Annotated in this window: 14 protein-coding genes, 1 rRNA gene and 1 pseudogene; 9 read left to right on the top strand and 7 right to left on the bottom strand. The window is 67.8% G+C overall.

What is annotated here, in order from left to right:
• Positions 1 to 69: 69 nt before the first annotated feature.
• Positions 70 to 1,403: pseudogene (locus C8E84_RS16420) on the bottom strand (ISL3 family transposase).
• Between the two features lie 95 nt (positions 1,404 to 1,498).
• Complete coding sequence (locus tag C8E84_RS16425; RefSeq protein WP_159903871.1) at positions 1,499 to 3,598, bottom strand: DUF6541 family protein; 2,100 nt, start codon at positions 3,596 to 3,598, stop codon at positions 1,499 to 1,501.
• Between the two features lie 94 nt (positions 3,599 to 3,692).
• On the opposite strand from C8E84_RS16425, the gene C8E84_RS16430 reads away from it, so the two are divergent.
• The 4 genes from C8E84_RS16430 (at position 3,693) to C8E84_RS16445 (ending at position 9,159) form a co-directional block, all read left to right on the top strand.
• The gene (locus C8E84_RS16430) at positions 3,693 to 6,308 is read left to right on the top strand and encodes a glycosyltransferase (RefSeq protein ID WP_159903873.1); all 2,616 of its coding nucleotides are present in this window, start codon (positions 3,693 to 3,695) and stop codon (positions 6,306 to 6,308) included.
• A 131-nt stretch (positions 6,309 to 6,439) separates the two neighbouring features.
• Positions 6,440 to 7,522: a LicD family protein gene (locus tag C8E84_RS16435; protein ID WP_159903875.1), complete on the top strand. Its 1,083-nt coding sequence runs from the start codon at positions 6,440 to 6,442 to the stop codon at positions 7,520 to 7,522.
• A gap of 100 nt (positions 7,523 to 7,622) precedes the next feature.
• Positions 7,623 to 8,417, top strand: coding sequence for an ABC transporter permease (locus C8E84_RS16440; RefSeq protein ID WP_246196996.1), 795 nt, complete (start codon positions 7,623 to 7,625; stop codon positions 8,415 to 8,417).
• A 4-nt stretch (positions 8,418 to 8,421) separates the two neighbouring features.
• Positions 8,422 to 9,159: an ABC transporter ATP-binding protein gene (locus C8E84_RS16445; RefSeq protein WP_159903877.1), complete on the top strand. Its 738-nt coding sequence runs from the start codon at positions 8,422 to 8,424 to the stop codon at positions 9,157 to 9,159.
• A gap of 74 nt (positions 9,160 to 9,233) precedes the next feature.
• On the opposite strand, the gene C8E84_RS16450 is transcribed toward C8E84_RS16445, so the two are convergent.
• Positions 9,234 to 9,596, bottom strand: a complete 363-nt coding sequence (locus C8E84_RS16450) for a DUF2304 domain-containing protein (RefSeq protein WP_159903879.1) — start codon at positions 9,594 to 9,596, stop codon at positions 9,234 to 9,236.
• Positions 9,593 to 10,291: a glycosyltransferase family 2 protein gene (locus C8E84_RS16455; protein WP_159903881.1), complete on the bottom strand. Its 699-nt coding sequence runs from the start codon at positions 10,289 to 10,291 to the stop codon at positions 9,593 to 9,595. Before C8E84_RS16455 ends, C8E84_RS16450 begins: the two co-directional genes overlap by 4 nt.
• 242 nt (positions 10,292 to 10,533) lie before the next feature.
• On the opposite strand from C8E84_RS16455, the gene C8E84_RS16460 reads away from it, so the two are divergent.
• The gene (locus tag C8E84_RS16460; protein WP_159903883.1) at positions 10,534 to 12,519 is read left to right on the top strand and encodes a SpoIID/LytB domain-containing protein; all 1,986 of its coding nucleotides are present in this window, start codon (positions 10,534 to 10,536) and stop codon (positions 12,517 to 12,519) included.
• A 28-nt stretch (positions 12,520 to 12,547) separates the two neighbouring features.
• On the opposite strand, the gene C8E84_RS16465 is transcribed toward C8E84_RS16460, so the two are convergent.
• Complete coding sequence (locus C8E84_RS16465; RefSeq protein WP_159903885.1) at positions 12,548 to 13,186, bottom strand: CoA transferase subunit B; 639 nt, start codon at positions 13,184 to 13,186, stop codon at positions 12,548 to 12,550.
• A 3-nt stretch (positions 13,187 to 13,189) separates the two neighbouring features.
• Complete coding sequence (locus C8E84_RS16470) at positions 13,190 to 13,990, bottom strand: CoA transferase subunit A (protein ID WP_159903887.1); 801 nt, start codon at positions 13,988 to 13,990, stop codon at positions 13,190 to 13,192.
• A gap of 388 nt (positions 13,991 to 14,378) precedes the next feature.
• On the opposite strand from C8E84_RS16470, the gene C8E84_RS16475 reads away from it, so the two are divergent.
• Positions 14,379 to 16,136, top strand: a complete 1,758-nt coding sequence (locus C8E84_RS16475) for a peptidoglycan-binding domain-containing protein (RefSeq protein WP_159903889.1) — start codon at positions 14,379 to 14,381, stop codon at positions 16,134 to 16,136.
• Between the two features lie 60 nt (positions 16,137 to 16,196).
• Here the strand turns inward: C8E84_RS16475 and C8E84_RS16480 are convergent, their stop codons facing one another.
• Complete coding sequence (locus tag C8E84_RS16480; protein WP_246196997.1) at positions 16,197 to 16,976, bottom strand: TIGR03089 family protein; 780 nt, start codon at positions 16,974 to 16,976, stop codon at positions 16,197 to 16,199.
• Between the two features lie 87 nt (positions 16,977 to 17,063).
• On the opposite strand from C8E84_RS16480, the gene C8E84_RS16485 reads away from it, so the two are divergent.
• The 3 genes from C8E84_RS16485 to C8E84_RS16495 all read left to right on the top strand — a co-directional run bounded on the left by C8E84_RS16485 (position 17,064) and on the right by C8E84_RS16495 (position 21,795).
• Positions 17,064 to 17,468, top strand: coding sequence for an FAD synthase family protein (locus tag C8E84_RS16485; protein ID WP_159903891.1), 405 nt, complete (start codon positions 17,064 to 17,066; stop codon positions 17,466 to 17,468).
• Positions 17,465 to 19,633: a hypothetical protein gene (locus C8E84_RS16490; protein ID WP_159903893.1), complete on the top strand. Its 2,169-nt coding sequence runs from the start codon at positions 17,465 to 17,467 to the stop codon at positions 19,631 to 19,633. Before C8E84_RS16485 ends, C8E84_RS16490 begins: the two co-directional genes overlap by 4 nt.
• 629 nt (positions 19,634 to 20,262) lie before the next feature.
• Positions 20,263 to 21,795 (top strand): 16S ribosomal RNA (locus tag C8E84_RS16495).
• Positions 21,796 to 21,941: the final 146 nt, after the last annotated feature.

Genomic DNA, 21,941 nt, shown 5'->3' on the forward strand with positions numbered 1-21,941 from the left:
TTGGCAAACCGACAGAGAGTCCCACCCAACCAGGCTGGGAAACGGGCTCTTCATACCTGAGGGTGGGGTTCATAGGGCGAGCCCTCCTCCGATGAGGAGCATGCGGAGTCTGTAGTTCCCGCGATTTCTGAAGCCTCGAGCGACCCTTCGGTGTAGCTCGATGAGCCCGTTGACGGCCTCGGCGCCACCGTTGTTCGCGCCCTCGGTGGTGAAGTACCCCAGGAACGCCTCACGCCACTGCTTCAGGGTCCGGCCCAGGCGAGCGACCTCGGGGATCGGGCACGAGATGAACGTGGCGAGGATCTTCTCGGCGATGGCCCGCCCGGCGGCGGGGGTGTCCTGGTGGTAGGCCGAGCGGACCTGCTGGGCGCACAACCAGGCGACCTCGACCTCGACGTGCTCGTCCCGGGCGGTGAACGCCGCGGTGAGCCGGGCGCGTTGGCGGTCGGTGAGTCGTTCTGCGCCGGCGCGCAGGATGTTGCGGATCCGGTATAGCGGGTCGTTGCGTCGTCCGCTGTGCCCGCAGGTGTCCTGCTGGACCCGGCGCCGCACGTCGTCGACGACCTGTGTGGCGAGCTTGACGACGTGGAACGCGTCGAGCACGGCGACGGCGTCGGTGAGCTCGTCGTCGATGGCGTTCTTGTACCCGTGGAACGGGTCCAACGTCGCCACGCTCACCCCGGAGCGGAACGCCTGTCCGCGCTCGGTCAGTCAGGCCTTGTACGCGGCGCCGGAGCGGCCCGGACCAGGTCCAGCAGCCGGGCCCGGGTGCGGCCGTGCTGATCACGGGTCAGGTCCACGATCCCGGTCAGCTCCTTCGGGCCCCGCCCGCCGTCTTCGATCGGCTTGGTCGACACGTGGCGCCACACGTGCTCATCGACCCCCAGGGTGGACACCCCCTCGAAGCGGGTCGGGTCGGCGGCGGCCTGCTCGAGCACCGGCTTGATCGAGGTCCACACCGTCTTCCACGTCGTCCCGAGCTGGCAGGCCAGCCCGAGGATGGAGGCGTGCTCACGGCGCAGCTGGGCGATCGCCCACCGACAGGCCCGCACCGTGAGCAGCGCCCGCGGTCGGGCGATGTCCTCGTCCTGCTCCACGAACGAGCGGGTCGGGCACCCCGGGTCCGGGCACACGAAGCGACGCTTGCGCCAGATGATCGTGACCGGTCGGCCCGCCCACGGGGCGTCGACCAGCCGCACCTCGCGCCGGCCGTGACCATGCGCGACGACCCCGCACCTCGGGCAGCCCATCACCTCCGGCTCGGACTCCACGGTGACCGTGAACGCGCCGATTCCCTCATCACGATCCACGCCGATCACATGCAGGCCCGGCAGGCCGACGAGGAGATCACAACGGTCGCAGTAGCCGCCCGCACGAGAGCAGCACAACGTAGGCTTCGGCATCGTCGAGGTCCTTGAGATCTGGTGATGTGAGAGTCCTCAGATCCTCGGGGACCTCGACCCCAAACCTCCTCAGCCCACGCCCACGCGCGTCGTGCTCACCCCACCCTCAGGTATGAAGAGCCGGGAAACGTCTCAACGTCGACGCGGTCCCCCTGGGGCCGACTCTCAGGGGGGCACTGCGTGAGCTCGAACAGTCGGTAGTCCCCTGAACGTGCAACCTCCCGCCACGCGGGTGACTCGTGGATCCCGTCGACGCCACCGAACTCCATCCGCGCCTCCTCCTCCCCCCACAGGAACGGAACCCCTCCCGTCAGCGCATGGGTGATGCCTGCCTCCTTCGCGAAGCGGCAGATCACCGGGTTCGTGTCGATGTCGTTGAGGAGCAAGGCGAGCAGGCGACGTTCCGTCGTTGTGTTCGTCTTCTCGGTGGGCCAGAACATCTGTGTTCCCGCCACGATGTACATGTACGAGCCGCCATTCCACGGACTGGCCGCGACGACCGCGCCCTCCGGAAGGCTTCCCGCCAGCTCACGCAGGTCAAGCAGCTCTTCTGGGCTGACCCAGGATCGTGCGGTGCCGGGGTGGTAATAGGGCCAGAGCCACTCAATGTCGCGCTGGATCCCGGCGCCCGTGGGGATGACGAGCAGGGCCGCGAGTCCCGCGGCGCACGCCGACTCGACCATCCAGGCTCGACTGCCACCACCGGTGAGGCGAGGAGCGATAAGGCGAGCGGGTGCGAGAAGCGCGGCCGTGGCCGCAAGAGCAGCTGGAAGGACGGCGACGCCAGCGAGCCTTATCGCGTTGTTGAACCATGGCCACGTCACCAACCGTGCGACCGTATCGTCAACGGCTGTGTTGAGGAAGTAGGCCGCCGTGAAGAGCGCCAGGGCGGGCACGATCCACAGTGCGGTGCGAAGCAGGATGAGCACGACCGCTATGCCGAGCACGACCACGACAGCCATCGCGGGCGCCGCCCCCGCGTCTCGTGGGGCCAGGCCGGCGATGTCGGACAACGCGTCAGCAGACGTCATCTCGGGCCCGGGCTCCCCGGTGTCGCGCATCGAAGCCGGTGCAAGTGCCACGGATGCGAGGGCCGCTGCTGCCAGCCCGGCGTTGACGACCAGGAAGGTGAGTCTCCGATGGGGGGTCCCGGGGCCACCGCACATCCGGCGTGCAGCCGCCGTCCATGTTGCCACTGCGGCCAGAACGTCGGCGGTGAGCACCGCTTGAGGGTGGGCCACCGCGAGGCCAGGCAGGGCCACGAGGATGACAACGGCGCAGGTCGCTGGGGTCCCTGGGCTCTGTCCGTTGCGCGCCAGGATCCCGATGACCCCGAGTGCTGCGCTGAGCACGGCAGGAACCATGGCCTGTCCGTAGAGGTTCGGCCAGAGTGGCCCGAAGCCGATAAGCATGAAGGGGAAGGCGATGAAGAGGGCCGAGGACAGTGCGCCCAGCCCTGCGGCGACGGCGCCACCGAACACGGTCCTCGACAACAGACCCATGCCGAAGGGCCAGATAACCGCAGCGGTGGCGAGGACGAGGGCGGAGGTGGAGACGACCGCGGGGACGCCGGTGATCAAGGACACCGTGGCGGCCATCGAGTGAAAGCCGACCGGGTAGCTTGTGTTGGTCAGGGTTCCGGTGAAACGCAGGCCGTGCTGGAACGACACGTCGAGGTTCTGGGCCATCCACTGCGTGGTCCCGAGGTGGAAGATCGTATCTGGGTGCTGGGGGAACTGCTCGGGCGAGTCGGTCGAATGGATGAGTACCCACCCGATGATCACGGCAGCGATGGCAGTCCCGACGAGCAGCCAAGCGGCGTCGGCCCACGCCGGCGCCATGGGCGCGTCACCTCGTGACGCGGCAGCGGCCGCACTCGCAGAGTCTTCCCTCGCGGAGTCGAGGTGCCGCCGACGCAGCCGGGTGATGAGTGCGGAACACATCCCGGCGACGAGCCAAGTCGTGAGTGTCGCGAACACCACGATAACGATCGACCACGGGCGGCCGAGGGCAGCCGTCACACTCCCCCCGCCGACGATGATGAGGGTCGAGACGGTTGGCGCGGCCGCGAGAGAGAGGAGCGCCCTCGCTCCCAGGAGTCGGAGTGTCACCGCGCCGGGGACCACGAGAAGTGCGAGGGCCACGAGGACGGGGACGATCACGTCCGGCCACGCATGGGTCCCGGGGGTCAGCACCCGCATAGGCTATGCGACGAGTCTGGGACGGTGCCTCTCGGCCGATAGACTCGTTCAACTGTTCGCCCCCACCTCCACGAGGAGTCGCCGATCCATGTCCAAGGCACGGATTTCCGCCGGTACGCTGCTCCAGCTTCCGGCCTCCGTTCGCAGTGCGGTGCGGAACGAGTGGTACCACGCGACCTCTCGCCTGCCGGTGCGGCCAGAAATCGTGCTCTATGAGGCATTCGGTGGCCAAGGCGTGCTCTGTCACCCTGAGGCGATCTTCCGGGAACTGATGGCTGCCGAGGACCTGCAACACCTTCACCACATTTGGGTGCTCAAGGAGGGCATCGATCGTCAAGGAGCGTTGGGCGACCTGGTCGATCACCCGCGCGTCTCCACCGTGACCCGCGGGAGTTACGCATACGTGCGGGCGCTGGCCACTGCGGGGTTCCTCGTGAACAACGCAACCTTTCCGCCGAGCTTCGCCAAACGTGAGGGGCAGGTGTACCTCAACACGTGGCACGGCACCCCCATGAAGAAGATGGGACGCGACGAGCCGGGCCAGGTCGCGGCCACGCGCAACGTCCTGCGCAACTTCCTCATGAGCGACTACGTCGTGTCGAGCTCGCCGTACATGACGTCGACGATGTACGAGTCGGCGTACGGGCTGCTCAACGTCTACCCCGGGCTCGTCATCGACGAGGGCAACCCTCGCACCGACCGCCAGGTGCTCGACGCGCAAGGCAGAGCAGAGGTGCGTGGCCGGCTGTCCCGCGCAGGGGTCGACCTCGGTGCTGCCGACGACCGCCTAGTGGTGTACGCGCCCACTTGGCGCGGCGCCTCTTTCGCCCGCGCTGTGGACGATGCGCTCGAGCTCGTGGCCCGGGTCAAGGCGCTGCGGCAGCGGCTCGGCCCGGGCCACCGGGTGGTCCTCAAGGTCCACCAGCAGGTGTACGACCTCGCTCGGTCGCACGGTGAGGTCGCCGGGATGCTGGTCCCGAACCACATCCCCTCGAATCTCGTCCTCGGAGTCACCGACGTGCTCGTGACGGACTTCAGCAGTATTGCCTTCGACGCGCTCGCCACCGAAGTCCCCATTGTCCTGTTCGCCCCCGACCTCGAGGGTTACATCAACCTTCGAGGGCTGTACCTGACCGAGTCCGAGCTGCCCGGCCCCCTGGTCACCAGCCTCGACGAAGCCGCCGACCTGGTGGCCTCGGTGGGTTCGGGCTCCCCTGCCGACCCGCTGGTCAGCCATCGCGAGGTGTACCAGGCGGCCCGGGCCAGGTTCGCGGCCAAGGACGACGGGCAGGCGTCCCGGCGCATCGTCGACGCCGTCTGGCGGGGACGCCGCGATGGCCGGTCTGTCGAGCCGATCCGCCGTGATGGTCGCACGACGATGTTGGTGTACCTCGGCGGTCTGAAATCCAATGGCATCACGACTTCGGCGATCAACCTTCTGCGCAGCATCGACCACGAGCGTTTCGACGTCACCGTCGTGTACCGCCACCACTCAAGCGGGGACCGCGCGATCAACGCAGGGCGGATCCCGCCGGGAGTTCGGCGGCTCGCGAGGATCGGGAAGTTCACGACAGGGAAGCTGCACCGCTCCAAGCGTCGCCGACTCCTGGAGAAGGGGGGCCGGATGTCCCCCGTCCAGCTCCAGACGATGCTCGCGTTGCTCAACCGTGAGTGGCGCCGATGCGTGGGGTCGGCGCACTTTGACCACCTCATCGACTTCAGCGGCTACTCGCCGTTCTGGTCGTTTCTGATGGCCGAGGCTCCCACCGACCACCGCTCGATCTGGATGCACAACGACCTCCGCGCTGACCAGATGCGTGTCGTCGACGGTGTGCGGCCGTTTGAGCAGCATCTCGGGGCGGTGTTCTCGTCCTACCGGTTCTACGACAACCTCGTCTCGGTGAGCCCGGAACTGCGCGATATCAATGCACGAGGTCTCGCCGAGTTCGCGCCAGCCGACAAGTTCGTCTACGCCCGCAACACCATCGACACCGAGGCGATCCGCGCTGCGGCCGAGGGTGACCCGGCTATGGCCGCCCAATGGCCGGGGGACCATCTTCTCGAGTGGCTCCCTGACGACGATGCGGATGCGCCGACGCGGCCGCTGACCCCGGATGTCCTCGCGGCGCAGCACGAGGTGCCGCACCTGGGGCCCGAGATCGCGCGCCGCCTCGCACTGCAGTCCGTCCCGGTCCGCTCCGGGGTGACCCGCTTCGTCACGGTAGGTCGCGTGTCACCCGAGAAGAACCACGGCCGCCTTCTTCGTGCGTTCGCGCAGGTGCGTGCGGAGCGTGGCGACGTCGAGCTCGTCGTCATCGGCAACGGCCCGTTGTTCGAGCCCACGAGGGAACTCGCACGATCGCTGGGCCTAGGGGACGCCGTGCACTTCACCGGCCTGCTGCACAACCCGTGGGCCCTCATGCGGACATGTGACATCTTCGTGCTGTCCAGTGACTACGAGGGCCAGCCCATGGTGATCCTTGAGGCACTCGTTCTGGGCCTCCCGGTCGTCTCGACAGCCTTCGGCTCCGTGTCGGGGGCCCTTCCCGCGGGAACAGGGCTCGTTGTCGATCGTACAGACGAGGCGCTCGCCGAAGGTCTGCGCGCAGCACTCCGCGGCGAGGTGCCCAACCCGCCCTTCGACGCGGCGCAGTACAACGCCGATGCGATGGCCGAATTCTACCGAGCCATCGGAGCCGAGTAGTGCTCAGCAAGTCCTACTCGCTCCTCAACTTCTTGAACCGGACCCATACGCCTGCATTCCGCCACGGGGTGGGATCTGCTGCGTTTGCCGGAACCCTCGCGGTAACGGGCCGGCCCTCGATCGCTCGACTGGTGCGCACGCAGTTCATGCGTGACGAGACGAAGTACGGCTTCCGGCTCGCTGGCTGGGTACTGCGCCGCGGCTGGCCGGGTGTCGAGACGGTGACCGACGACTTCTTCGACTTCACCCTCGGGGCCGAGCCAGGCGACCTCGATGCGCTCGAGGCGTTTATTGCGCACCGTAGCCGCGCCCTGCCCGAGCACCTGTGGCGAGCGGACGACCTCTTCGTGCGGGCGGCCCGCATCCATGCCCAGCTCGACGCGGGTGCGCAGGACATCGAGACCCTGCAGGCGGACTTTCGGGCGCACGCCGACGCCTTGCTGCCATTCATCAGCAGCGCCCACGGCGAGGTGTCGGGCCCGTCCTTCGACCGCGAGGGAGACTTCTCGGTCGAGGATGCTCACACGGCCCTGCGGGACCTCGCGGTGGCGCTCCCCATTGAGCAGTGGCGCTGGTACGTCATTTCCGGCACCTTTCTCGGCATCGTGCGTGAGGGCGGGTTCCTTGCGCACGACTACGATATCGACGTCGGCGTCACATTCGACCCGGAGCGCCCCGAGGTGCTTGATCGCCTCGTGGAGGCCCTCGGGCGATCGCCGCGCTTTGTCGTCAAGAAGCTCGACCACGCGCAGACCGTCATCAAGACCGGGCCCAGCCGGTTTGCCGTTGAGCGCGCCCCCGCGCTCGTCAAGCTGATCCACGAGAACGGCATCAACGTCGACGTCTTCGTGCACCACCTCGAGGGTGGCCGAATCTGGCACGGGTCGTCGATCCACCGCTGGGAGAACAGCCCGTTCGACCTCGCCGACTACACGCTCGCCGGGGTGCCCGTCCTCGGCCCGGCTGACGCCGACCGCTACCTCACCGAGAACTACGGCGACTGGCGCACCCCCGTGACCCAGTTCAACTGCACGACCGGCACACCCAACCTCGTCATCACCCGGTCGTTCCGGTCCGTGGCACTCTTCCTCACCCGCCTGGCCCACTTCGCCCACGGCGACCCCGCTGAGTACGCCAAGCTGCGCGCGACGCTCGTCGAGGAGGGCATGCTGCGCGACGTGGACGGCATCCTGCGGTTGGAGCGCGACATCTGATGCCGCCTCTACGCGAGGTGGGTCGCCGTGCCGTATCGTCGCCACGGCACCCTCACGGGTGCCCGCAGTTGTCCGCCGACGCCGAATCGAGGTTCCCGCGTTGATCAAGCGGATCACGGCGGTGTGGCGTCGGCGTGAGATCCTCGGGACCCTGGTTCAGCGCGACCTGCGGGTGCGCTACTCGCGCAGCATCCTCGGGTACGTGTGGACGGTGCTTGACCCCCTCCTCATGGCGAGTGTCTACTTCGTCGTCTTCACCTTCATCTTCAAGGCCGGTAGGGTCGCCGACACCCCGTACTTCCTCTACCTGCTGTCTGGCCTGCTGGCGTGGCAGTGGTTCACGGGGTCGGTCAACGACACGACGAAGAGCCTCATCCAGGAGGCGCGCCTCGTCCGCTCGACGAACCTGCCCCGCGAGGTGTGGGTCATCCGGTGCGTGGTCGCCAAGGGCGTCGAGTACGTCCTGTCGCTGCCGATCCTCGTCGGCTTCGTCATTTACTACCTCGTGGTGGGACGAGTCAACCTCGACTGGGAACTGCTGCTGTTCCCGCTCGGAATGGTGCTCCAGTTCCTCCTATTGGTGGGACTGGGGCTACTCCTCGCCCCGATCACTGTGCTCGCCACCGACATGCAGCGCGTCGTGCGCATCCTCTTGCGCTTCTTCTTCTACCTCTCCCCGGTGCTCTACGGCCTGCATTCGGTGCCCGATCAGCTGCGGGCGGCGCTCGTCCTCAACCCCCTCAACGGCATTCTGTCCCTCTACCGTGGCGGCTTGTTCGAGCGATCCGTCTCCTGGGTCGATGTCGGGGTGAGCGCGGCGATGTCTTTCCTGCTCGTCGTCCTCGGTTTCTGGATGTTCTCGCGGCTCGAGCGCTCCGTCCTGAAGGAGATCTGAGTCGATGAGCGTGGTCATCAGCGCGAAGGACGTCGGGGTCGAGTTCTACACGTCTCGTCGCCGCAAGATGCAGGTTCGCGACCTGCTGTTCCACGGTCGCGCCACGACCACCTCGGATACCTTCTGGGCCCTCAAAGACATCTCCTTCGACATCCGCAAGGGCGAGGCCGTCGGCCTTGTCGGGGGCAATGGCAGCGGCAAGAGCACCCTGCTGAAGACCATCGCGGGCGTGCTCCTACCAGACACGGGCACAGTGCACGTCGACGGCGGGGTCGCCCCCCTCATCGAGCTTACGGGGGGTTTTCGCGGCGAGCTGACCTGCCGCGACAACCTGTACGTCCAGGCCGGCCTGCACGGGCTTTCCAAGGACCAGATCGAGGAGCGCTTCGAGGACATGGTCGACTTCGCGGGCCCGCAGGTACGCGCGGCCCTCGACCGCCCCTACCGCCACCTGTCCTCCGGGATGCAGGTGCGGCTGGGCTTCGCCGTCATCTCCTCGCTCGACGAGCCGATCTTCCTCGTCGATGAGGTGCTCGCGGTCGGCGACAAGGCCTTCCGGGAGAAGTGCTACACGCGGATGGAGAGCCTGTTGTCCGAAGGGCGAACCCTCTTCCTGGTGTCACACTCGGAGAAGGACCTCAAGAGATTCGGCGCTCGTGGCCTGTACCTCCGGTCGGGGCGGATGGTCATGGACGGGCCCATGGATGATGTGCTGGCGCGGTACAACGAGGACAACCGCTGAGTCCTGCAGGACCGGACAAGACTTCCCGTCCGGGCACCTCCTCCGCCGTCTCACCTCGGTGAGTCGGCCGGACATCATGAGTCGGCGGGATCCTCGTGCCGCGGCGGCTGGTGGGCCTCATCGAGCGCGATGCGCCGGGCAAGACGGGTGTAGGTGATCTCCAGATCTCGAAATCGGAGGTATGTGGTGACCGTCGACGACAGGAAGGCCACGACCAGGGCGTACAGGACCATGTCCGTACCGCGACCCACGCCGACGAGGACGGCGATGGTGTTCCAGACCGACGGGAAGAGGATCGACACGATGGCGAACACCGCGAAGAGGATCAGGCCCACTCTTCGAATGGCCTGTGCCCGGGCGCCACGAGACCGGAAGAGCCGGACGACGACCGCGAGCACGAGCGCGATGAGGATGACCTGAATGAGGAGGACGCTCACCGCAGGATCAGCTCCGCCAGGATGTTGATGGAGTTCCACAGCGACTGGCCCTTCGAGCGTGAGTAGTCGGTGTAGAGGATGTGAACTGGCACCTCTCCGTAGGGCACCTTCAAGGCACCAACCTGCGCCACGAGCTCGGATGCGTGGGCCATGCGGTTCTGAGTGATGTCGAGCTGGGCAACCACGTCCCGGGAAAGGACGCGCAGGCCATTGTGCGCGTCCGTGAGTCGAGTGCTCGTGGTCGCGTTCGTGTATGCGACGGCGAGTCGGAGCACAAAGCGTTTCGCCCAGCCCGGCGTGCTGCGTTCGTCGAGAAACCGCGAACCGAAGACAGCGTCGAGCTGCTGCCCTCGGGCCAGGTCGACCATGGCCACCACGTCCTCGATGCGATGCTGGCCGTCGGCATCAAACGTCACGACCCACCGCATGCCGCTCTGGGCTCTGGCAAACTCGAAACCGGTTTGCAGTGCCGCTCCCTGCCCGAGGTTGACCGGGTGTTGCACGACCACGGCCCCGGCGGCCCGGGCGTGGCGAGCACCCCCATCGGTGGAGCCGTCGTCGACACATACGACGTGACGGAATGTGCGACGCGCCTCGGCGACAACGTCTCCTATCACCTGTCCCTCGTTGTACAGCGGGATCACCAGCCACACATCGTCGTAGCTGGTGCTCGTGCCCATCGTGTTGCTTTCCATCAGGGGCCATCGTACGCAGACCAAGTGGCTGTGACTCCCGGGGCGGATGTGACAGACTCACGCGGGTGAGAAACACCTTGCGCAGCGCCGCGACATCCGCGCTCGCCCTCGTCTTGGTTATCACCACGGCAGTCGGTGTAGAGGCCAGAGCTGCGTCTCAGGCGGCGACTCTGGGCGCGGCGTCGCTGACGGGCGCCTCGACTTGGGTGCTCCGGGGCTCCGGCTGGGGGCATAGCTTGGGGATGAGCCAGTACGGCGCCATGGAGATGGCCAAGGACGGCTGGTCTGCCTCACGCATCCTGCGGCACTACTACACGGGCACGACCTACGACGCGGTGACGGACACCCAGATACTCCGGGTCAACATCGTCCACGCTGCCGCTTCGCTCTCTGCCTCCTCCGTCGCGATCGCGGCAGGTGGTGGTGACTTCACCGTGAGCGTCCCCTCCGGTACGACCCGCTCGATGACCGGAGGGCTCGGTGATGGTCTTTCGTTCGTACGAAGCGGTGCATCGGTGAAGGTCTCCTGCGGAGGATGCTCCGGTGCCACCTCGCTTAGCGGCTCCTCGGTGACGCTCACCTGGGACACGGCCGCAGCCGCGGACCGCACGGGGATGTCGATCGGTGGCAGGGTCTATCGCGACGGGCGCACCGTCATCTACCCGGGAGCGGGGGCGACGCTGGAGGCCGTCAACCATGTCCGGCTCCACGACGAGTACCTCGACTACATCCGTGAGATGCCGTGGTCGTGGCCCAAAGAGGCACTCAAGGCCCAGGCGGCAGCGGCCCGTGGCTATGCGCTGCGCTCCTATTCCTCGGGCGTGCGTTCGGTCTGCCAGTGCCACGTCTACGACACGACGAGCGACCAGGTGTACGGCGGCTATCCGGCGGCCTCGGATCTCCCGTACTGGCCGGCCTGGCGCTCGGCCGTGCGAGCGACTGGATCCTCATCCACGGGGTACGTTGTCCGGAGCGGCGGGTCGGTTGTCCGTGCCTACTACTCCTCCTCGCACGGCGGACGGTCGGAAAGCAACGAGGATGTCTGGGGTGGAACTCCGCTCCCGTACCTGCGCGGCGTGGCCGACCCCTGGAGCCTGCGGGCGAGCAACCCGCGCGCATCCTGGAAGCTGAGCCCTAACGGGGCCACCGTCGCCAAGGCCTTCGGGCTCCCCGACATCGCCCGTCTCGACCTTCGGGACCGCACCGCCAACGGAGGCATCCGCAGGGCTGTCGCGACATCGACCGCCGGAAGGGCGGCCACGATCACCGGCGAGCAGTTCCGCACCAGGGTGGGCGTCTACTCCATCGCAGTCCGCCACCTGACCCGACGATTCGACGGCGCCGACCGGTATGCCGTGGGCGCGGCCGTGGCAGCCAGTGTCGCCCCCTCGGCCACATCGGTGGTCATTGCCGCAGGCGACTCGACGCTGGTCGACGCGGCGGTCTCCGGGCCGCTTGCCGGCACCTTGGGAGCCCCCTTGCTGTTGACCAAGCGCGGATCGCTGCCGCCGCAGACCGTCAAGGAGCTGGATCGACGCGGCTCGAAGGTGCGGACGGCCTACGTCGTGGGTGGCCGCGCGGTCGTGTCGGACTCCGTGCTCGCCTCGTTGCGGGCCCGCGGCCTGACGGTGGTGCGGGTGGCCGGGGCCGACCGGTTCGGGACCTCGGAGGCGGTGGCGAAGCTGATGGCTCAGCGGCGCACCGTGACGGCTGTCGTCCTTGCGGGTGGCGACGGTCTCGCCGACGCGCTCGGTGCCTCTGGGGCGGCGACAGCGGTCAACGAGCCCATACTCCTGACGCCCGCCGCTGCTCTCGCACCGGCCACCCTGCGCGCGTTGCGTGCGACCGGCGCCACCGCGGCGCGGGTCGTCGGTGGGCCCTCGGTCGTTTCCGAGAAGGTCGTGGCGGACATGAGGAACCGTGGACTGTCCGTTGTTCGCCTGGCCGGCTCCGACCGCTATGCCAGCTCTAGCGCGGTCGCCGACTTCTACCGCGCCAGGGTCCCGGTGACGAGCGAGGTGGTGATCACCAATGGGTCCGATCGCAGTTTGGTGGACTCCCTGGTGGCTGGGACAAGGGCTCGGCTGCTCGTCCTGGCACCCCCGAGTGGGCTCGGTGAAGAAGCCGCGCGGACGCTTCAGTCCACCCCGCTGCTCGAGACGATCTCCGCGGTGGGCGGCACCGCATCTCTCTCCGCCAGCGTCCTCGAGGCAGCGTCACTCAGTTGACCGTCGGCGCGGCACGACGGGGTCCCGTTCAGGGCAGGTCGACCACGAAGGGGGCGCCGGTCGCCTCGCGCACCTGCTCCTCCGTCACGTCGGGAGCGAGCTCACGCAGCACGAGGCCCGCCTCCGTGACGTCCATGACCGCGAGGTCGGTGATGATCCGCTGCACGACCGCCTTGCCGGTGAGCGGGAGCGAGCACTGCTGCACGATCTTGTGCGAGCCGTCCTTGGCGACGTGCTCCATGAGGACGACGACCTTCTTGGCGCCGTGGACGAGGTCCATCGCACCGCCCATCCCCTTGACCATCTTCCCGGGGATCATCCAGTTCGCGATGTCGCCCGTGGCTGACACCTGCATGGCCCCGAGGATCGCCGCGTCGACCTTGCCGCCGCGGATCATCCCGAACGACATGGCCGAGTCGAAGTACGACGCCCCCCGGCGAACGGTCACCGTCTCCTTGCCCGCGTTGATGAGGTCGGGGTCGACTGCCTCCTCGAGGGGGTAGGCGCCGACGCCCAGGATCCCGTTCTCCGACTGGAGCACGATCTCGACGTCGTCGGGGACGTAGTTGGGCACGAGGGTCGGCAGGCCGATGCCGAGGTTGACGTAGGCTCCGTCCTCGAGCTCGGCGGCCGCGCGCGCGGCCATCTGCTCACGGGTGAGGGGCATGGCTCAGATCTCCTTCGGGGCGTCGGCGGGGGAGGGTGCCGCGGTGACGGTGCGGCGCTCGACGCGCTTGTCGGCGGCCTGCTCAGCGGTGAGCGGCAGCACCCGCTGCACGTAGATGCCGGGCAGGTGCACGTCGTCGGGGTCGATCTCGCCGGGCTCGACGAGCTGCTCTACCTCTGCGATGGTGATGCGGCCGGCCATGGCGGCAAGGGGGTTGAAGTTGCGGCTGGACTTGTTGAACACGAGGTTGCCGTGTCGGTCGCCCTTCCAGGCGCGCACCAGCCCGTAGTCGGCGACGATCGCGTGTTCGAGGACGTACTCGCGCTCGACGCCGTCGTGCTCGAAGACCCGGACCTCCTTGGCGGGAGAAGCCACTGCGACCGAGCCGTCGGTGGCGTACTTCCAGGGCAGGCCGCCATCTGCGACCTGGCTGCTGACGCCCGTGGGCGTGAAGAAGGCGGGGATGCCGCTGCCCCCCGCGCGCAGCCGCTCGGCCAAGGTGCCCTGCGGCGTCAACTCGACCTCGAGCTCACCCTCGAGGTACTGGCGGGCGAACTCCTTGTTCTCCCCGACATAGGAGGAGACCATCCGGCGGATCTGTCGGGCGGCGAGCAGGATGCCGAGGCCCCAGTCGTCCACACCACAGTTGTTCGACACGACCTCGAGGTCGCGAACGCCTTGTCGGTGCAGCTCGGCGATGAGCACGGAGGGGATGCCGCACAGCCCGAACCCGCCGACGGAGAGCGTGGCTCCGTCAGAGATTCCGGCGACGGCGTCGGCAGGGGTGGCGACGACTTTGTCCATGCCCGCACTCTAGTGACCCGACGGAGCTCATCCGACCATCGAGGCGCCCCGCCTCACAGGAAGATCTGTTTCAGGAGTGTCACTGGGCAGGACATCTTGCGGGCAAATGGGCCACCAAATGAAGTACATCATTGTAATTTGGCAGAGCGGGTTGCGGGGCAGTGGGGGCAGGTGGGACAACTGTGTGGCCCAGTCATCTCGTGGGACGTGTGTGACGTCTGTGATTCATCGGGATGACGGGCCGCCTCGGCTTCCACGAGGCGACCCGCCGTCCGAGGAGCACCGCCCCGTGTCAAGCCCGCTGACCGAGCCCTTTGTCGAGCCCACGCCCTCCGCGCAGGCCGAGCCCCGCAGAGGTCGCCGGCTTCCTGTGCGAACGCTTGGTGCCGTGTCGGCATCCGTACTGGCCTTTCCCCTCGTGGCGGGGTCCGCAGAGGCCACGACGATCCCGTACCCCAAGCCGACCAAGGCCCTGCCGTCGGCGCTCGACGTCGCCGCGCCGTACCAGAAGGGCACCCAGTGTCTGACGTACAACCAGCCCGGTGCGGTGGCGTTCGCGAAGCTGCTCAACACGACCTATGGCAACCGGACCTACGGCATCCTGCGCACGTGCGCCGCCGAGCACGGTGAGGGCCGCGCCCTGGACTGGATGATCAACGCGAACAACAGTGAGCAGCTCGCGCTCGCCAACGCGCTCACGCGGTGGCTGGCGGCGCCCGACGCGCAGGGCCGCCCCGGCGCGATGGCCAAGCGCTTCGGCATCAACTACATCATCTGGAACCGCCAGCAGTGGCGCGCCTACGACCCGGGCCGCGGCTGGGCGCCGTACTACGGCGTGTCCCCGCACACCGACCACATCCACTTCTCGTTCAACTGGGACGGCGCCCGCATGCGCTCCTCGTGGTGGAGCGGCGTCGCGGTGACCGACCCCCTGACGAACGCGAACTACACCCCGGCGCTGCCGATCACGCCCCCGCCCGCTCCCGTGATGACCGCCAGCGGCTACCCGCTGCTGGCTCAGGGCGCCACGGGCCCGGAGGTCGTGCTCGCGCAGAAGGCCATCGGCGTCACCGCCGACGGCAAGTTCGGGCCGATCACGGCGACGGCCCTCGGCGCCTGGCAGACGAAGAACAAGCTGACCGCCACCAAGAAGCTCGACAACGCCACGTGGTCGAAGATGGTCGCGCTCAAGCTCGTGCCCAGCCGGGTGGCCCACCCCCTCCAGCAGTACGTCAACGTCGTGCTCAAGCGGGGGTCCACCGGCACTGCCGTGAAGGCGCTGCAGAAGGCGCTCGGTGGGCTGACGGTCGACGGGTCCTTCGGGCCGGCAACCGAGTCCAAGGTCAAGGCCTACCAGCAGGCCAAGGGGCTCACCGTCAACGGTGTCGTCGACTCCAAGGTCTGGAACGCGCTCATCGCGGGTTCCACGACGGCGGCCCCCGCCCCGACGACGCACCCCCTGGCCAAGTACGCAGGCGTCACGCTCAAGCTGTGGTCCAGGGGCGAGGCCGTGACGGCCCTGCAGAAGGCCATCGGCAAGCTGACGGCCGACGGGTCCTTCGGCCGCCTCACCGAGGCCCGGGTCAAGGAGTACCAGAGCGAGAAGAAGCTCCCTGTCACCGGCGTGGTCGACGCCGCGGTGTGGAAGTCCCTCATGGGCACCACGACGACCACCGCTCCCGCGCCGTCGGGGTCGTCCGTCACCTCGCTCGCGACCGCCTACACGCCGTACAAGAGCACCGTGCTCAAGGTCGGCTCCAGTGGCGCGGCGGTCAAGGTGCTGCAGCGCGGGCTGGGTGGGCTCGTCGTCGACGGCTCGTTCGGCTCCCTCACCCTCACCTCCGTCAAGCGCTTCCAGACGGCCAAGGGGCTCGCGGTGACCGGGGTCGTGGATGCGAAGACCTGGGCTGCGCTCGAGCTCGCCACACACCCCCTCCTGCCGTACTGGGGAACGGTCGTCAAGCGTGGCTCCACCGGCGCGGCCGTGGTGGCGCTGCAGAAGGCCTTGCGCATCACCGCTGACGGCTCCTTCGGCCCGATCACCGAGGCTGCCGTCAAGTCCGCTCAGGCGAGCGCCAAGCTCTCGCAGACCGGTGTCGTCGGCACCCTCACCTGGAAGGCCGTCGAGGCGCGCATGCCTCGCTGACCGCGCTCACCGCGGTCGCCTGATGACCGCTGACCGGGGCTGCGAGCCGTGGGTCAGCGCTCAGACCCGGCGCGTCACGCCCTCGGCGACGAACCGTGACTCCAGCACGTCGCCGCCCGCGTCGCCGCGGGAGAGGACGAGCGAGCCGTCGCCCGCCCACACCTCGAGCGCGAGGCGCAGGAACGCCGCGGTGTCCGGCGTGCCGGTGTGCACCCGCTCGTCCCTCGCGCCAGCCGCGGGCACGACGGCTGCGTAGGTCGTCGCGTCGTCGCCGGGAACGCGCAGCGCCACGTCCGAGGGCTCCGGCTCGTCCCACGCATCGAACACGTCACCGTGGGTCGCGAGCTCGCGGGCCTCGTCCACCGCACCGGCCGGAACGGGCACCGCGGCCGAGCGGGCCAGTGCCGCGAGGGTCACGAACACCACGTCGGCCCCGGACGCGGTCGCTGCCGAGGCGACGTCGACGGCATCCGTCACCACCACGTCGACCCCGGCGACACCGGAGTCGCCAGCGGCCGGCGCGCCCACGGCATCCGACGCCCGTCTGCGGGGCACGTCGACAGCCGCGCCGACAGACCACGTCGCGAGCGCCCAGTAGAGCGTGCGCCAGTGCGGCGGCAGGTCCAGCCGCACGACCGAACCGCCCCCGACGTCGAGGTCGTCGCGCAGGAGGTTCGCCCCCTTGGCCACCCAGTTGGCGAGGACGCGCGCGGACAGCTCGATGCGCTCGCCGCGGGTGGCGGACTCGGTGTCGTCGTAGACGGTGATCCGCGGTCGCCCGGGGTCGGCGGCGACGAGGGCGCGCAGGAGGTGGGCCGGGGTCGGGTGCGCGGTGCTCACGCAGGCGACCATAACCGGCGCGCCCGACAGGGCCACGCGGGTTGCTGCCCTGCCCGCCCGGTCGCAATCCGGCACTAGGCTCGCGCCATGAGTGAACGCACGGTGATCACCTTCGGAACTTTCGACGTCTTCCACGTCGGGCACATCCGGGTGCTCCAGCGTGCCGCCGCGCTCGGTGACCGGTTGGTCGTCGGCGTCTCGGCAGACGCCCTCAACCTGGCCAAGAAGGGCCGCGCCCCCGTGTACTCGCAGGACGAGCGGATGGAGATCGTCGCGAGCCTGCGCGTCGTCGACGAGGTCTTCGTCGAGGAGTCCCTGGAGCAGAAGCGCGACTACATCATCGAGCACGGCGCCGACGTCCTCGTCATGGGTGACGACTGGGCGGGCAAGTTCGACTGGGTGGGCGACGTCTGCAAGGTCGTCTACCTCCCGCGCACGCCGTCGGTGTCCACGACCGGAATCATCGAGCACATCGCCAGCCTGGGTTCGTGAGGTCCCGTCTCCTGACGTCGGTGGCGCTCGGGGCTGCCCTGTGGGTCGTCCTCGTGAGCGCGGTGGGGGCTGTGCTGTCGGGGCTGGGGTGGTGGTCGCCGGCGTTCGCGTGGCCCGTCGCGGTGCTGGTGGCCGGGCTGAGTGGCTGGTGGGCCCGCAGCGTTCCAGGCGTTCGGATGCCGGTCGCGGCCTCGGGCGTTCTCGTCGCCGTCGCGCTCGGGTTCACGGTGTGGGCCGGCGCGACCCACTCGGAGCAGGTGCTCCCGAGGCGCGATGCAGCGAGCAACCTCCAGGCGGCCGTGAGCCTCGCGACCACCCATGAACGGGTCGTCGGCGTCGACGCCGAATCGGTCGGTGGTCCGGCGGTGCTCGCGCTCGACGGGGTGACCCTCGCGAGCCCGGCCTTCTTCCAGGTGGGCACACCGCAGGAGCCGGCCGTCCAGCCGCAGTTCGTCGTCGGGCCGGCCGTGGTCTACGGCTTCGGGTGGTGGGCCGGTGGTGGGCCGGTGGCGCTCGTCCTTCCCGCCGTGGCGATGGGTCTGGCCCTCCTTGCGCTGGGGCTGCTCGTGGCGCGGGTGGTCAGCGCCTGGGCTGGGGTGGTGTCGGCGCTGGTGGTCGGGCTGCTGTTCCCGGTGGTGCACACGGCGCGCGCCACCTACTCGGAGCCGCTCGCGATGCTCACCGTGACCGGTGCGCTGTTGGCCCTGACGATCGCGGTGGCTCAGGCGTCGGAGGCCGTGCCGGGGCCGGGTGCCGTGCCGGGGCCGGGCTTCGTCGGTGACCAGTCGTCACAGGGTCGCGTACGCGACGGATCGCTGGCGTGGCCGGACGGTGCAGGGCGCGCTGCGCTCGTCGCGGGAGTGCTGCTCGGCGGCACCGGGCTGGTGCGCATCGATGTCCTGCGCGAGGCCGTGCTCGTCCTCCCGGTGCTCGCACTGGGCGCGGTGCTCGGAGCCAGGTGGGTGCGCCCGGCCCTCGTCGGGATGCTGACCTCGCTGGCGGTGGCCGCGGTGGCCGCGGTGACGTTGTCGTGGCAGTACGTGGCGGCCATCGCGGGCAGCCTCCTGCCACTGGTGGCCCTCGCCGTGGTGGTGGGGGCGGCGTCGCTGGTGGCCGTTGCCCTGCGCAGGAAGGGGGTGCGGATGCCGCTGCCCCCGGGCGTGGTTCGACGCCTTCCCGACGTGGCCGCGGCAGCTGTGGTCGTCGTGGGGGTGGGCCTCGCCTCGCGCCCGCTGTGGCTCGTCGTGCGTCAGGACCCGAACGACCCCGGGGCCCGGTACGTCGCGGGGATGCAGGAGCGGTTGGGCCTGCCGGTCGACGGTGGCCGGACCTACGCCGAGCAGTCGGTCGCGTGGCTGTCGTGGTACCTCGGCCCGGTGGCGCTCGCGGTGGCGCTCGTCGTCCTCGCGGCTCTCGTGCGCCGTGCGGTGTCGTCCGTGGCGCTGGGCCGGATCGAGGCCTGGGTGCCTGCACTGGTGGTGGCGTCGGGGTCGACCCTGCTGACCCTGGTGCGTCCCGGCATCACCCCGGATCACCCGTGGGCCGATCGCCGGTTGCTCATCGCGCTGCCGCTGGTGGTCGTGCTCGTGGTGGTTGCCGGGCAGTGGCTCGTGGAGCGCACTGCCGAGGCGGGGGCACCCGCCGGCAGGGTGTGGGCCGGCCGTCTGGGTGCAGCGGTGCTCGGCCTGCTCGTCGTCGGGCCGGCGCTCGCGGCGACCTGGCCCCACCGCTCGGGTGGGGTGGAGCAAGGCTCGTTGGCGGCCGTGGAGCGGGTGTGCGACTCCCTCGAACCCGGGGACGTCGTGATGGCGGTGGATTCTCGAGCCGCGAACGAGTGGCCACAGGTGGTGCGGGGCATGTGCGCGATCCCGACAGTCTCGACGACGACGTCCCTGCGGCGAGACCCGGCTGCCCTGCGCGCCGTCGTCGATGAGGTGTCGGCGGCGGTGGGGGAGAGGGGCGGGCGACTCGTCCTCCTCGGTGCGGATTCACCCGATGTCGGCGCTGGCGGTGCGGCTCTGGAACCCGAGGTGTTCTCGACCCTTGGCGTTCGCGGCGAGCTCGTCGCCGACGTGGCCGTTCGGGAGGACGAGCACGTGTTGGTGACGCGGCCGACCGGCACGGATCCGCTGCCCGTCAGGGTGTGGCTGGCGCCTGCCGGCTGAGCATCGCCACCCCCGGGGTGCCGGCCGATTTGGTGGGCTCCGTGGAGTCGGTCTACAGTTCTCGTCGTCAGCCCGTGAGGGAGCAACGGACGCCAAGCGGTGGGATGCACATCCCGCACCAAGCAGGCCGGTCCCGCGGAGCAGACACCCGACCACGTCGTGGCCAGGAGCACCTCGAGTGCCTCGGGCAGCGGATTGGAACTGGGCCCGGAGACGGTGCTACAGTATGGGACCCGCCGAGATCCAAGCGCGATCGTCTCCGGCCGGCTCGAGAGAGCAGGCGGATTTGACGCCCAAGCAGGGACGCGGGTAAGTTAGAACGGTTGCCTCGCCTCTGGCGATGGAAACCACGGTACAGCCCCAGACGAGGGACTTTCTGAGTTCGTCGGTGGTGCGCGTCCGATCTTTGAGAACTCAACAGCGTGTCAATAATCGATGCCAATATTTTTGTCGTTGGCTCAGGTGTGCTGCTGCTCGTTGTGGGTGGTGGTGGGTTTGGGTTGGCGATGTTTTTCCTTTGATTGACAATGAATGATCAGCTTTTTGCTGGTTGTTTGTGCTCAGCCGGGTTTGTGACACTTTGTGGTTATGGATTTTCTCGGCCCTGTTGGGGTTGGGGATTTTCGACATCAACGGAGAGTTTGATCCTGGCTCAGGACGAACGCTGGCGGCGTGCTTAACACATGCAAGTCGAACGGTGATCTTGAGAGCTTGCTCTTGGGTGATCAGTGGCGAACGGGTGAGTAACACGTGAGTAACCTGCCCCTGACTCTGGAATAACTTCGGGAAACCGAAGCTAATACCGGATATGACACAGAGCCGCATGGTTTCTGTGTGGAAAGTTTTTCGGTTGGGGATGGACTCGCGGCCTATCAGCTTGTTGGTGAGGTAATGGCTCACCAAGGCGACGACGGGTAGCCGGCCTGAGAGGGCGACCGGCCACACTGGGACTGAGACACGGCCCAGACTCCTACGGGAGGCAGCAGTGGGGAATATTGCACAATGGGCGAAAGCCTGATGCAGCGACGCCGCGTGAGGGATGAAGGCCTTCGGGTTGTAAACCTCTTTCAGTAGGGAAGAAGCGCAAGTGACGGTACCTACAGAAGAAGCACCGGCTAACTACGTGCCAGCAGCCGCGGTAATACGTAGGGTGCGAGCGTTGTCCGGAATTATTGGGCGTAAAGAGCTTGTAGGCGGTTTGTCGCGTCTGCCGTGAAAATCCGGGGCTCAACTCCGGACTTGCGGTGGGTACGGGCAGACTAGAGTGTGGTAGGGGAGACTGGAATTCCTGGTGTAGCGGTGAAATGCGCAGATATCAGGAGGAACACCGATGGCGAAGGCAGGTCTCTGGGCCACTACTGACGCTGAGAAGCGAAAGCGTGGGGAGCGAACAGGATTAGATACCCTGGTAGTCCACGCCGTAAACGTTGGGAACTAGGTGTGGGTCTCATTCCACGAGATCCGTGCCGCAGCTAACGCATTAAGTTCCCCGCCTGGGGAGTACGGCCGCAAGGCTAAAACTCAAAGGAATTGACGGGGGCCCGCACAAGCGGCGGAGCATGTGGATTAATTCGATGCAACGCGAAGAACCTTACCAAGGCTTGACATACACCGGAAACATTCAGAGATGGGTGCCCCGTAAGGTCGGTGTACAGGTGGTGCATGGTTGTCGTCAGCTCGTGTCGTGAGATGTTGGGTTAAGTCCCGCAACGAGCGCAACCCTCGTTCCATGTTGCCAGCAACACTTTTGGGTGGTTGGGGACTCATGGGAGACTGCCGGGGTCAACTCGGAGGAAGGTGGGGATGACGTCAAATCATCATGCCCCTTATGTCTTGGGCTTCACACATGCTACAATGGCCGGTACAAAGGGCTGCGATACCGCGAGGTGGAGCGAATCCCAAAAAACCGGTCTCAGTTCGGATTGGGGTCTGCAACTCGACCCCATGAAGTCGGAGTCGCTAGTAATCGCAGATCAGCAACGCTGCGGTGAATACGTTCCCGGGCCTTGTACACACCGCCCGTCAAGTCACGAAAGTCGGTAACACCCGAAGCCGGTGGCCCAACCCCTTGTGGGAGGGAGCCGTCGAAGGTGGGACTGGCGATTGGGACTAAGTCGTAACAAGGTAGCCGTACCGGAAGGTGCGGCTGGATCACCTCCTTTCTAAGGAGCACTGGCCAGCTCTGTCTGGTCCAGGCCCTGGTTTGCCTCCGAGTGTGGGGCACCGGGTGCTCAAGGGTGGAACATCGATTAGTTGGCACCAGGTGTCGTGTCTGTCGCTAGTACAGCCGGTCACTCGTTCGCGGGTG

The organism is Ornithinibacter aureus, assembly GCF_009858245.1.
Lineage (GTDB): Bacteria > Actinomycetota > Actinomycetes > Actinomycetales > Dermatophilaceae > Fodinibacter > Fodinibacter aureus.